Origin of the sequence: Streptomyces rubradiris, from assembly GCF_016860525.1 — a bacterium.
GTDB classification, from domain to species: Bacteria; Actinomycetota; Actinomycetes; order Streptomycetales; family Streptomycetaceae; genus Streptomyces; species Streptomyces rubradiris.
In genome coordinates, this window is record NZ_BNEA01000012.1 from 1 (window position 1) to 13,032 (window position 13,032).

Below are 13,032 nucleotides of genomic sequence, written 5' to 3' on the forward strand. Positions count from 1 at the left end.
TTTGGACTGGTTCCGCGGTGAGTTCCGGCTCGCCGCGTCGGACCGGGTCGCCGCGGTCACCCGGGTGAACTTCGACCCTTCGCTGCGGGAACTGCTCGGTGTGCTCGGCGCCGGCGGTGTGCTGTCGCTGCCGCCCGTCGACGCGCAGCTCGACCTCGCGGCGCTGGCCGGCCACCTGGTGGACAGCGACCCGACGGCGGTGTTCCTCGTCCCGTCCGTCGCGGCCCGGCTGGCCGGGGAGCCGCGGCTGGCGGCGGCCGGACTGCCAGGGCTGCGGCTGGTCTTCTTCGCCGGGGAGGTGCTCGGCCGGCGGGTGGTCGAGCAGTGGGCCGCCGTCGCGCCCGGCGCGGAGATCGTGAACCTGTACGGCCAGACCGAGGCGACGCTCGCCCAGCTGTTCCGGCGCGACGTCCAGCGTCTCGACGGCGGCGACGCCCGGTCGATACCCGTGGGGGTGCCGCGTCCCGGCGTCGAGGTGGCCCTGCGCGATGTCGACGAGACCGGGGTCGGCGAGGTGCTCGTGACGTCGGCGGCGCCGGCGCTGGGGCTGCTGCGGGCCGGCACCGGCGACCGGCACCGGACGGAGCCGTTCCCTGTCCCGTTGCCGACCGGCGACCTCGGCCGGCGGGCCGGTGACGGCGCTCTGGTGATCGTGGGCCGCAGCGGCAACGACCTGAAGTTCGGTGGCCGACGGGTCTCTTTCCAGCCCCTGATCGACGACATCGAGGCGCTGCCCGGGGTGCGGCAGTGCGTGGCCGTCGACCACGGGGGCCCGCATCTGTTCGTCGCGACGGTGGCGGGTGAGGCCCCCGCCGAGGAGACGCTGCGGGCCGCCGTCCACGACCTGGGCCGCCGCCGGGGCCTGCCGCGGTTCACCCTGCACGTACGGGGGGACCTGCCGATGCTGCGTAGCGGCAAGGTGGACCGGCGGGCGCTGCTGGCGTCCCTGGACCGGGTCGCCGTCGCGGCGTCCGAGGGTCCCGCCGGGCATGAGGTCGAGCGGCAGTTGCACGCCCTGCTCGGCACCGACGAGGCCACCCCGGGCCTGGTGGACGCCGGTGTCTCGTCGTTGGAGATGCTCGCGGCCATGTCGGCCGTGCACCGCGTCCACGGGGTGCGGCTGACCGTCGCGGAGGCCTTCCGGCTGCGCGATGTGCCGTCCCTGGCCCGGGAGATCGAGCGCAGGCGCCGTCCGGCCGGCTCCGTCGGGGCCGGGCCTGGCCGTCGGGCCGTGAGGCCGGCGGCGGACCGCTACCCGCTGTCCTCCCGCCAGCTGGCCTACCTGTGGATCTGTATGTCGGACGGCAACGCCAACTGGTGCAATATCTCCCGGGAGATCCCTGTCGCACGGCGGCTGTCCGGGGCGGCGCTCGCCGAGGCGCTGCGGCCGCTGTTCGACCGGCACGACGTGCTGGGGCTGGCGCTGACCGCCGACTGGAAGCAGCAGACCTGGACGGCGCCGGCGGACCTGTCGTGTGCGGTCCGGGTCGTGGACACCGATGCGGAGACGGAGGCGCCGGCCTTCCGCGGGCGTGTGCAGGCCGTCCGTGCGGCGCTGGTGTCCGAGCTGATCGACCCCGAGGTGGCGCCGCCGATCAGGGTCGCGCTCGTCCGGGGGAGCAACGGCGGTTCGGTCGTCCTGGTCGCGCACCATTTGTTCGTGGACGGGCTGGGCCTGGACGTGCTGGCCCAGGAGCTGCGGGCGGTGCTGTCCGGCCGCGGGCTGGAGCCCGTCGCGGACGGGGACGACGGCGGCTACCGGGCGTTCTGTCTCGCGACCGCCCGCAAGGAGGAGCCGGGCGAGGCCGCTGTGTACTGGCGGAAACTGCTGGACGGCGTCACGCAGGTGGAACTGCCCGAAGCCGGCGGGTCCGACGGGGCGCAGGGTGAGCTGCTGTCGCTGCCCCTGGGCGTCGTGTGCACGCGTCAGGTGCACGCGGCCGCCCAGGAGTGGGGCGTCTCCGCGTTCGCCGTCGTGCTGGCCGGTTTCGAGCGGGCGGTCGCCGCGGTCTTCGGTCTGGACCGGCCGCCCGTCATCGTGATGAGCCAGAACCGCGGCGAGAGCGATGCCGCCGTCGTCGGGAACTTCACCACGAGCCTGATCGTGCGGGGTCCGGGCGTACCGTCGCTGCGGGACAACGTCGGCACCATGGCGCGTCAGCTGGCCGACGGTACGCGGTACGGGGACTGGGAGTTCGATCAGCGGGTCGCCGAGCTGGGGCTGGGCGGCACCGACCGTTTTCCGCTGTCCACGGTCCTGTTCAACCAGCGGCCGATGCCGCGGGATCTGCGTGCCCGCGACCTCGGGGACTGGCGTCCGAGGGCGCTCGGCCGTGCGCTGCGCTACCAGTTGCAGGGGGAGTTACAGATGTCCGGGCCCGAGATGGTCATGACGTACTACTACCGCAGGGGAATCGCCGGCGACGGTGTGATCGGGCGCGTGCACCGCGGGCTGGTGCGGGTCCTGTGTACGGGCGGGGAGGCGTCCCGTGACTGAACGCGCCGAGAGGACGGCGGTGCCGGCCGCGCACCCGCCCCAGGTGCCGGATCACGCGTTCGGCCCGTTGCAGCGCGCCTACCTGGTCGGCGATCAGGACGGGCTCGAGCTGCGCGGCCCGGCCCGCTACTACGTCGCCTGCGAGATGCGGGTGTCGGCCGTGGACGGCGTCCAACGGCGTCTGGACCGGCTGGTCCGGGAGAACCCGGTCCTGCGCATCCGGGTCGGGGACGGTCTCGAGCTGACGCCGGTCGCCGAGGACGCGGTCGTCCCGGTCACCGTGGTGGACGCGTCCGAAGCCGCTTTCGACACCGTCGACCGCGGGGTCCGCGAGGAGTTCTGCGCGGATGCGTTCGCCTTCGACGGGTGGCCCCAGGTGCGGGTCACGGTGGTGCGCTCGGCGCGGCGGGCGCGGATCCACCTCGTCTACTCGCTGTGGCTGATGGACGCCGCGTCCCTCGCCCGGTTCCTGGAGGGGCTGGTGGACGACGCCGGTGCCGCGGTCGCCGGCCCCGGGCCGGTGCCGCCGTCGGCGCGGCGGCGGGAGCGCGACGAACGGTACTGGCGTGAGGTGGCGCCGGCGCTGCCGGAGGCCGCCGAGGCGCCGCTGCGGCCGGACTGGCGGCACGCGGGCCGGTGCGTGGCGCACCGGATGCTGCACCTGGAGCGGCCTACCGCGGAGACGATCACCGAGCAGGCCAAGCGGCACGGCCTGACCGTTCCGATGGTGCTGCTGACGGTGTACGGGATGCTGTTGGGCGCCGTCGGCGGCGGCCGGCCGCACACCCTCACCCTGGTGCGTTCGCAGCAGGACCCGCAGGCCGGTCACGGCCGGCTGGGCAACCACGGCGCCTCCTTCCCGGTGGCGATGCCGGCGGCCGAGGGGCGCGACTTCGTCTCGCTCGCGCGGGAGGTGCAGGGCCGCGTGCTGGAACTGTCGCTGCGTTCCTCGCTCAGCGGGCCCGAGATCACCCGTCTGGCCGGTCCGGCCGCCGACCGGCGCCGGCTGCTGTACCCGTTCGCGTTCACCGCGACCGAGGTCGACACGCCGCGGGAGGCGGCGCTCGGTCTGCGGCGGGACTGGGATGCCGCGCAACTGCGCGTGCCGCAGGTCCTGTTGGACCATCAGGTCGTCGTGGACCGCGACGGCACCGTCCGTCTGGGTTTCGACTGGCGCACCGACGCCTTCGACGAAGGCTTCCCCGACGACTTCGTCGAGCAGTACGCCCGTGAGGTCGAGCGGCTGGCGGCCGACGGGGCCGACTGGACCGTGCCGGCCGGGCGTGCCCGGCCGGCCGCCGCCCGGGTCCGCCCCGTGGAGGGCCGGCGGGCGACGTTGCAGCAGCGGGTGCTGGCGACCGTCGGGCAGACGCCCGACGCGCCGGCGGTCCGGGACGAGGAGGGGGTGCTGACCTACGCGGCTCTGGCCGACGCCGCCGCCGAGGTCGCGCGGCGCCTGGTGGCCGCCGGTGCCGCCGTCGGCGACCACGTCGCGGTCCACCTGCCGCGCGGTCGCGGCCAGGTCGTGGCGATCCTCGGCGCGTTGCTCGCCGGCTGTGTGTACGTCCCGCTGGACTGGGGACTGCCCCCGGGCCGGCTCGACCGGATCACCCGTCAGGCCCGGCTGGGTTTCGCGGTGACCGGGGACGCAGGGCACGCCGCCGACGCGTGGCGGCGGCGCGGGGTGCGGACGGTGGCCGTGCCGGCGAAGGCCCCCAGGGAGCGCCGGCTGCCGGACCGCGGCGCGCCCGACACCGCCTACGTGATTTTCACGTCCGGGTCGACGGGCGAGCCGAAGGGCGTGGTCATCGGGCACGACGCGGTGCTGAACACCATCGACGAGATCAACGCCCTGATCAAGCTGGGGCCCGCCGACAGCGTGCTGTCGGTGTCCTCGATCGGCTTCGACCTGTCGGTGTACGACATCTTCGGGCCGCTGCTCGTGGGCGCCGCGGTGGTCATGCTGCCGGAGGACACCGCCCGTACCCCGTCGGTGTGGACGAGGATGGTCACCGAGCACTCGGTGACCGTCTGGAACTCGGCGCCGGCGCTGGCCGCGCTGCTCGCGGAGGAGGGCGGTGCCCTTCCGTCGATCCGCTCCTACATGCTCAGCGGGGACTGGATCCCGCTGGACCTGCCCGCCGCGCTGGAGCGGCTGTCGGCCGGGGCGGAGGTGATCAGTCTGGGCGGCGCGACCGAGGGGTCGATCTGGTCGATCTACCACCGGATCACGCCGGCCGACCGCACCGGCCGGTCGATCCCGTACGGCAGGCCGCTGGCCGGGCAGGACATCCTGGTGCTGGACGAGCGGGGCGGTGTGTGCCGGGACTGGCACATCGGTGAGATCCACATCGCGGGCCGCGGTGTCGCGCACGGGTACCTGAACGATCCGGAGCGGACCGCGGAGGCGTTCTTCGACGACCCGGAGCACGGCTGGATCTACCGTACCGGCGACCGCGGGCGCCGCGGCCCGGACGGTGTCGTCGAGCTGCTGGGCCGCATCGACAGCCAGGTCAAGGTCAACGGCTACCGGGTCGAGCTGGGCGAGATCGAGTCACTGCTGAACGCCATGGACCACGTGCGCCGGAGCGCCGCGTGCGTCCCGCCGGACGGCGGCGGTGTCCTCGCCTATGTCACGCTCGCCGCCGGCGCCCCCGCCGACTGGCGTGAGCGCAGCATCGCCGCTCTGCGCGAGGAACTGCCGTCGTACATGGTCCCGTACGCGCTCGTCGACCTCGACGAGATCCCGCTGACCGCCAACGGCAAGGTCGACCACCGCCGGCTGCGCACGGCGGCGACGCCGCCTGCGACGCCGCCTGCGGCGCCGGCCGGGGCCGCCGGTCCGGCCCGGGGGCCGCACGCCCAGGAGGTGGCGGCCTGCTGGACCGAGATCCTCGGCCGGGCGCCGGGAACGGAAGGGTTCTTCGAGGCCGGTGGCAGCTCCCTCGACTCGATCCGGCTGCTGTCGCTGGTGCGCAGCAGGTTCGGGTACGACATCGCGTTCGGGCAGTTCCTCGCCGATCCGACGGTGGCCGGGCTGGCGCGGCTGTGCGCGGCCGGACGCGGGCCGCGGAGCGAGGCGGTGTGGAGCTTCGCCCCGCGAGCGGTGGCGAATCCGCGCGGCAGGGTGGTCTTCTTCCCGCCCGTCGGCGGAGGTGTCGCCTGCTACGCCGGGCTGATCCGGAACCTGCCGGGCGACCTCGACGTCCATGTGCTCGGCTTCGACCGGCCTTTCGATACGCCCGTCTCCGCGGATGCCGGCATGGCCTTCGCGGCGGACCTGTGCCTGCGCCACCTGGCGGGGCGGTTCGACGGCCCAAAGGTGCCGTGCGTCCTGGTCGGCTGGTCGTTCGGCGGCGCGCTCGCCGTGGAGGCGGCGCGGGCGGCGGCGTACCCGGTCAGCCGGGTCGTCGTGCTCGACACCCCGGTGTCGGCGGCGGCACGCCACTGCGAGGACTTCGACGCGGCGATGGTGTCCGGGTTCGTCGACGACATCCGGCAGGCGGGCGGTGTCGTGGTCTCGGAGCAGGACGTGCACACCGACCCGGTGCTGCGCCGGAGGTTCGAGGTGTACCGGCAGAACAAGCTGCTGCTGCGCGACTGGCGGCCGGCCCCGGTAGGGGTACCGGTCGTCCAGTTCCGCGCGAGTGACGGGCCGGCCGAACCGGACCCGGACGCCTGGCGGGAATGGGCGCCGGCGGTGCGCACCGTCGCGCTGAGCGGTGGGCACTTCGACGTGTTCGCGGCGCAGAACCTGCGGCACGTACAGGACGAGATCGAAGGCGGATGGCAGTGAGCGAACCAGAGGTGATCGACGCGATCGTCGAACAGCTGCGTCGGCAGGGCTACGGGATCGGGCCCGACGAGTACGAGGCGGACCTCATCGGCGCGGGGGTCGGCTCGCTGGTCATGGTCCGGCTGCTGTCCGTCCTGGAGGAGGAGTTCGATGTGGAGTTCGCCGTCGCCAGGATCTTCGGCGAGCCGGTGACCGTCGCGCGGCTGGCCGCGGAGATCCTCTCGCGGCACGCGGTCGGGAGGTGAGGCCGGCGTGACGGCGACCGGATTCTCGACGCTGGTGGAGCAGGCCCGGGGCATCGCCGAACTGGCGGGGCGGCGGGCCGGGAAGGCGGAGGCCGCCCGCACGCCCGACGCCGATGTCATCGCAGCGCTCGTCGCCGCCGGTGCCGCCCGTCATTTCGTGCCGGCATCGCTCGGCGGCTCCGGCGGGACGTTCGCGGAACTGAAGCAGGCGGCCGTGGTCATCGGCGCGGAGTGCCCGGCGACGGCCTGGTGCGCGGTGGTGGCCGGGCTGATGACCCGCGCGGCGAACCACCTGCCGCCGGCCGGGCAGCGGCAGCTGTGGGCGGGCGGGCCCGACGTGCTCATCGCCGGCGGCGTGACGCCCCGGGGCACCGCCACCGCGGTGGCGGGCGGCTGGCTGCTGTCCGGGGCCTGGCCGGCGGTGTCCTCCTCGGAGCGGGCCGACTGGATCCTCCTGGTCGCCGCCGTGCGGGGGGAGGGCGGTCCCGGGCAGCGGGTCTGCCTGGTGCCGCGCGCCTCGGTCCTCGTCGAACGGACCTGGGACGACGTCGGGATGCAGGCCACCGGCAGCCACACGGTGGTCGCCGAGCAGGTCTTCGTCCCGGACCCGATGACCTTCCCCGCCGGCCTCCTCACCGAGACGGACGCCCCGCGGCCGGGGCCGGACGGCCGGCCGGTACCGCTGCCGGCCGTGAACACCTTCCTGTTCTGCCTGCCGATGCTCGGCGCCGCCCACGGCGCGCTGCGGTACTGGCGGCGGCTGACCGGCGCGAAACTGCGGGGGCGGGCGGATGTGTACGACCCGGTGGTCGCCCACCTCGCGGATGTGTTCGCGCGCAGCTCCGGCGAGATCGACGCGGCCGAACTGCTCCTCGACCGCGTCGCGCGGGTCGTCGACACCGCGCCGGCCGTGACCCGCTCGGACGTGGCGCGCCACCAGCGGGACTGTGCCCTCGCCGCCGAGCTGCTGGTGCGCGCGGTGGACCGCCTCATGCGGGCCTCCGGCACCGCCGGACACAGCACCGGTTCGGTCCTGCAGCGGTTGTGGCGCGACCTGCACACCGCGAGCTCCCACGCGACGCTCCAGTTCGGCACGGCCGCGGCCGGCTACGCCCGGGCGGAGCTGATCGGCGCCGGCTGAGCCGCGCCCGGCGCCCCGTCACCGACCTGCGAGGAGACAGGACCATGGACCTCACGACCACCGACATGCGGCGCTCGGCCGCCGACGCGCGCTGCGGCCGCAGCGCGCCCTCACCGTATCTGGAGAAGCTGCGGCGTCACGGCTTCGTCGTCCTGGAACCCGACGGCCCGGACGGGCTGTCCCTGGAGGACATCATGGCGCCGCTCGGCACGGCGGTGTCGTACCGGTTCGGCACCCAGCTCGTCCAGGAGCAGCGGCCGGGGACCGACAACTCGCAGTTCCGGACCGGTGCCATACCGATGCACGTCGACGCGATCCTGAACGCACACCCGGTCCGCTACATCGGGCTGGAGTGCCTGGAGGCCCCGGACGAGGGCGGTGAGACGCTGATCGCCGGCAGCAGCGCGTTCTTCGCGACGGCTCCCGCCGAGCTGGTGGAGACCCTGCGCGGCATCCGGATCGAGTACTGGTCCAGGGTCTCGGGCTTCTACGTGGAGCGGCCCGGCGGCAACCCGGTCGTGGCGCCGGTGCAGGTGGACCCGGTGACCGGCGGGGACACGCTGCAGATCGGGCTGGACTATCCCGAGGATCCGGAGCGCAACTACGGGGCGGCCGTGGTGGGCCGCACCAAGGAGCAGAGCCTGGAGCTCTTCGCCCTGGTGGACCGGTGGTTGACGGTTCCGGAGGTGATGTACGCCCACCGGTGGCGGGTCGGCCAGGTCCTGGTCATGGACAACCAGCGGGTCGTGCACGGGCGTGCCGCCTACTGCGTCGACGCTCCGCGAAAGCTGCGCCGCATCTCGGTCGGTTGATGTGCCGGGTGTGTCCGGCCGCCGGTTCCTTCCCCCCTTCACGGAGTCCCCATGTCTGACGTCACAGCGCTCCCGGGCAGCCGGGCCGGCAAAGGCAGCCGTCCCCTGCGTCCTCACGCCGTGCTGGCCATCCTGCTCAGCTGCCAGTTGCTGATCATCCTCGATGTCACGGTCATGAACGTCGTGCTGCCCCGGATCCGGGCCGACCTGGACTTCACGGCCACCGGTCTGCCGTGGGTCCTGGACGCGTACACCCTGACGTTCGGCGGGCTGCTGCTGGTCAGCGGCCGGGCGGGTGATCTGTTCGGCCGGCGGCGGATGTTCGTCGCGGGCGTCGTCCTGTTCACCGCGGCGTCGCTGGCGGGGGGTCTGGCGCAGTCGGCCGCCTGGCTGCTGGCCGCCCGGGTGGTGCAGGGGGCGGGTGCCGCCATGGCCGGACCGAACGCGCTGGCGTTGCTGCACACCGTCTTCACCGAGCCGAAGGCCCGGGTGCGCGCGCTGGCGCTGTACTCGGGGATGGCCAGTGTCGGGTTCGCGGTCGGTCTGATCCTCGGTGGTGTGCTGGCCCAGTGGCTCGGCTGGCGGGCGGTGCTGTTCATCAATGTTCCGCTGGGTGTGCCGGCCATCGTGCTGGCCGGGCGGTACCTGCCGGTCACGCCCAGGCGGGAGGCCCGGCTGGACCTGCCGGGCGCGCTGACCGCGACGGGCGGTGTCGCCGCCCTGGTGTTCGGCTTCATCCGGTCCGCGACGCACGGGTGGGGTGATGTGGCCAGCGGCCTCGCGCTCCTCGCGGGCGCCGCGCTGATCGTGGTCTTCCTCCTCCTGGAGCGGCGGGCGGCGCAGCCGCTGCTGCCGCCGGTGCTGTTCGCCGACCGCAACCGCGCGGTCGCGTACACCAATGTGTTCGTCGGCTACATGGCGAGCATGTCGATGTTCTTCTTCCTGTCCCTGTATCTGCAGGACGTGCGCGGCATGGGTCCGCTGTCGACCGGTTTGGCGTTCCTTCCGACGGCCGTCCTGATGTTCGCGATGATCCGGCTGGTGCCGCGGCTGCTGCGGCGGTTCGGGCCGAAGGCGGTGACCATGACCGGCTGCGTGCTGCTGGTGGCCGGGCTGGTCCTGCTGACGCGGCTGACGCCCGGTACCGGTTACTTCCCTTTGGTGTTCGCCGCGAGTGTGCTGATCGGCTGCGGCACCGGGCTGGGGCTGATGCCGCTCAGCGTGATCATCATGGCGAACGTGCCGTCCGGGGTGGCCGGTGCCGCCGGGGGGGCGCTCCAGACCATTCAGCAGACCGGGGTCACGCTGGGCCTGGCGATCCTGACCACGCTCCTCGGGTCGTCCGTCCGGGGCCACGCCGACGCGCCGAAGGAGGCCTTGAACAGCGGTATCACCGCCGCGTTCGCCGCCGCCGCCGTCATGGCCGCGCTGGCGTTGCTGGGGACGTTCGCCTTCCGTTCCGCGAAAGCCGCGCAGAGCGGGTAGCACGGGGCCGTTCGCGCCGGGTGTGTACGGCCTGTGGTGCGAGCCGCTGGAGACCCCCGGGCTGCCGCGGGCGTCCGGGGCGGAACCCGCGTACTGATCGGGCACGCGGCCGATACGCCGCCGCAGCCCGGCCGCGTCGTCGGTCTCTTCCCGCTCTGGTTCGCCGCCGGTCCGCAGATCAGCGCGGTGGGCCCGGGCTGCCGCTGGGTCGTACACGGGTCCGCTCGTCGCCCGGGGTGACCAGGGCACCGTCCCCGGGGAAAGGACGGTGCCCTGGAGTCCGCGGGGCCGCGGCCGGCCCGGGTCAGGAGCCGGTAGGCGTGTAGCGGGTGCGCAGCCAGGCGGCGCACACGGTCAGGGGTACGGCGGTGGCCGCCGCGAGGAGGAACAGCTGCTGGTAGTGGCCGTGCTGGGCGAGCGTGCCGCCGAGGCCCGAGCCGATCGCGCTGCCGACGAACAGGGAGGCCACGAACAGCGCGACGGCCGTGCCGCGGGCCTCGGGCACCAGCGTGGTGGCCCAGTTCTGCAACGAGGAGTGGAAGAACGACCAGCCGCCGCCCAGCAGGATCGCGGCGGCGCCGATCCCCCACACGTTCGGGCCGGCGGCGGCGACCAGGAAGCCGCCCGCCATCATCACGCCGCCGGCGGCCAGCAGCGACCACGCCGGGCGCATCGCCACCCGCTTCAGCAGCCGCGAGAAGCCCAGGGTGCCCGCGCCGTACAGGGCGGTCACACCGCCCGCGCCCAGGGCACCGATCCCCCCGTCCTCGAGGGCCGGGGCCAGGAAGGTGAAGCAGCCCAGCAGTACCGCGCCCTCGACCAGGCCGAAGGCCATGACCAGCCAGGACCAGCGCCGCCGCAGCACCGAGGCGAGTTGTTCGGACGGCCGGCGCAGGGTGGTGTCGGCACGGGACTCGGACAGTCCGCGCATGCCGGCGACCGTGACCGCGGCCAGCACGGCGGACAGCGCCAGCATCACCCGCCAGCTGAACAGGGCTGCTGCTGCGCCGGCGACCAGGGTGGCGGCCGCGGTGCCGATGGCGAGGGCCAGCTGCAGATCCGACAGGGCCCGCTGGCGTACGGCCGCGGGGACGGTGTCGCCCACGTACGTCAGGGAGGCGGGGACGACCGCCCCGAAGAACGCCCCGGTGGCGATCCGCAGGATCACGAGCGTGGTCAGGTCGGGTGCGGCCGCGGACACCAGTCCGCACACCGCCGCGGCGCACAGGGTGAAGCGGATGACCCGCATGCGCCCGTAGCGGTCGGACAGCATGCCCCACACCGGCTGGGCGCACCCGTACGCGAAGAAGTAGCCGCTCGCGACCAGCACGACCTGGCCGAGCCGGACGTGGAATCCGGTGGCGATGGCCATCAGCAGGGGGGTGATCGCGAAGCGGTCGAAGTTGCTGAGGAAACAGGCCACGGCGAGCGCGGGCGGCACCCGCGCCGCGGTCTGCGGCGCCGGGGGCGAGTCGGCCGGCGCGCTCGGCGGGAGGGCGGACCCGGTCGTCTCGGGCTGTACGTCTTGGGACACGGCAGGGCCTTTCCACGAGAGGCGCAAAGGTTTTACGGTCCCGATCGTGCGCCGTCGGCGGGCGGGCAGCCAGGAGACAAATACTCACAGCCTCGCGTGCGCGGCACCGGCGCGGCCGTTCAACCGCCTGGCGCGGAACACTTGAACGTGCCGGGCCGCAGGTGCCGGCGGCCCGGGCGTGCGCCGCGGGGCTCCCGGCCCGGACGCCCGCCGCGCGGACCGGGGGCGCCCCGGGGGAACGGCCGGTACGCGCTGCTAGCCTGGGCCGATGGCAGCCATGAGGGATCTGGGTGACACCGGCCGCCGTACGCTCGGGGCGTTCGTGAGGTCGCGGCGCGAGCGGTTGTCTCCCGAGGACGTGGGAATCTCCGACTTCTCGCGCCGCCGTACCCCCGGGTTGCGCCGCGAGGAGGTGGCCTCGCTGTCCGGGGTGAGCCTGAGCTGGTACACGTGGCTGGAGCAGGGCCGGGACATCAAGGTCTCGCGTCAGGTGCTCGCCTCGCTCGCGCGGGCCTTGAGGCTCTCCGCGCCGGAGATCCGGCACCTGTACCGGCTCAGCAACGAACTGCCCCCGGATCTCGGCGAGGTGCGCGGCTGCCCTGGCCGCAACGAGCAGCTCCAAGCCCTGCTGGACGCCCTGCAGCCCAATCCGGCGATGCTGCTGGACCACCACTGGGACGTGGTGGCCTGGAACCGGGCGGAGGCGGCGCTCTTCACGGACTTCGGCGCGCTGCCGGCCGAGCGCCGCAACATGCTGTGGGTCATTTTCGGCTGGCGGCCCGCGCGTTCCCTGATGACGGACTGGGAGGCCCAGGCCACGCAGGTGCTCGCCCAGTTCCGGATGCGCGCCGACGAGGAGCCCGCGGACCCCCGCTACGCGGAGGTGGTGGCCGATCTGCTGGCCCACACACCCGACTTCGCCCGTTTCTGGCAGCGGCACGACGTCGCCGACTACCGGACCGTGTACAAGGACTTCGCGCACCCGAGGGTGGGCCGGCTCACCCTGCGCCAGTCGAAGCTGATCGCCGCGGACGACCCGCGCGTGCACCTGCTGGCCCGTTTCCCGGCCGACGAGGCGACGAAGGACGCGCTCGCGCGACTCGGTTGAGGCGAGGCCCGGTCCGCCGAGGCCGTGACACGGGGCCGACGGGCGGTCCTGGCTCACTGCTCCTGCTGGAACTCCCGGATGGGGCAGCCGACATGGCGCTGGTCGGTGAGCGCGTAGCCGAGGATGACGTCGCCGGGCTTGAGTTCGGTGATGTTGTGGACGCTGCCGCCGGGGCCGAGTACCCGCACGTGCCAGTCGTCCTGGGCGATCACGTTCACCTTGCCGCCGGAGGGCGGACTCCGCCTCGATCAGCAGCATCGGGCGGCTCTCCATCTTGATCCGGCCGACCACGACCCGCCGCGTCCTGCCGTCGGTGTCCACGGCCAGCAGCTCGGAACCGGAACGCAGTTCGGCCAGGTAGCGGGTTGCGGTTGTTCGGCGTGAGGCTGTAGGAGTGCAGCGCGGCGGCGTTCA

General features: G+C 73.8%; 8 protein-coding genes and 1 pseudogene. 7 read left to right on the forward strand and 2 right to left on the reverse strand.

Translation table 11 applies throughout. The features are described from left to right. The 6 genes from Srubr_RS13255 to Srubr_RS13280 all read left to right on the forward strand — a co-directional run. The coding region (locus Srubr_RS13255; protein ID WP_203855003.1) for an AMP-binding protein at positions 1-2,497 on the forward strand (2,497 nt) is incomplete at its 5' end. Then, positions 2,490-6,293, forward strand: a complete 3,804-nt coding sequence (locus tag Srubr_RS13260; RefSeq protein WP_189999926.1) for a non-ribosomal peptide synthetase — start codon at positions 2,490-2,492, stop codon at positions 6,291-6,293. The genes Srubr_RS13255 and Srubr_RS13260, both read left to right, overlap by 8 nt. After that, positions 6,290-6,538: an acyl carrier protein gene (locus tag Srubr_RS13265; protein ID WP_189999927.1), complete on the forward strand. Its 249-nt coding sequence runs from the start codon at positions 6,290-6,292 to the stop codon at positions 6,536-6,538. Before Srubr_RS13260 ends, Srubr_RS13265 begins: the two co-directional genes overlap by 4 nt. Positions 6,539-6,545: 7 nt before the next feature. Continuing rightward, on the forward strand, positions 6,546-7,679 hold the full coding sequence (locus Srubr_RS13270) for an acyl-CoA dehydrogenase family protein (protein WP_189999928.1): 1,134 nt from the start codon (positions 6,546-6,548) through the stop codon (positions 7,677-7,679). A gap of 44 nt (positions 7,680-7,723) precedes the next feature. Continuing rightward, positions 7,724-8,491 carry a TauD/TfdA family dioxygenase gene (locus tag Srubr_RS13275; protein WP_189999929.1) on the forward strand — a complete coding sequence of 256 codons (768 nt, stop codon included), beginning with the start codon at positions 7,724-7,726 and terminating at the stop codon, positions 8,489-8,491. Positions 8,492-8,542: 51 nt separating this feature from the next. After that, positions 8,543-9,976, forward strand: coding sequence for an MFS transporter (locus tag Srubr_RS13280; protein ID WP_189999930.1), 1,434 nt, complete (start codon positions 8,543-8,545; stop codon positions 9,974-9,976). A gap of 304 nt (positions 9,977-10,280) precedes the next feature. Here Srubr_RS13280 and Srubr_RS13285 read toward each other — a convergent pair whose 3' ends face one another. Further along, complete coding sequence (locus tag Srubr_RS13285; protein WP_189999931.1) at positions 10,281-11,510, reverse strand: MFS transporter; 1,230 nt, start codon at positions 11,508-11,510, stop codon at positions 10,281-10,283. Positions 11,511-11,778: 268 nt separating this feature from the next. Between Srubr_RS13285 and Srubr_RS13290 the strand changes: the two genes are divergently transcribed. Then, a complete protein-coding gene (locus tag Srubr_RS13290; protein WP_229927028.1) occupies positions 11,779-12,618 on the forward strand; it encodes a helix-turn-helix transcriptional regulator in 840 nt (279 codons plus the stop codon). 53 nt (positions 12,619-12,671) lie between these two features. On the opposite strand, the pseudogene Srubr_RS13295 reads toward Srubr_RS13290, so the two are convergent. Next, positions 12,672-13,032, reverse strand: a pseudogene (locus Srubr_RS13295) (3-dehydroquinate synthase II); the annotation flags it as partial.

Bases quoted from the DNA above. Each gene is read 5' to 3' on its own strand.
- Srubr_RS13275 (WP_189999929.1), top strand. From the start codon at position 7,724: ATGGACCTCACGACCACCGACATGCGGCGCTCGGCCGCCGACGCGCGC.
- Srubr_RS13280 (WP_189999930.1), top strand. From the start codon at position 8,543: ATGTCTGACGTCACAGCGCTCCCGGGCAGCCGGGCCGGCAAAGGCAGC.
- Srubr_RS13290 (WP_229927028.1), top strand. From the start codon at position 11,779: ATGGCAGCCATGAGGGATCTGGGTGACACCGGCCGCCGTACGCTCGGG.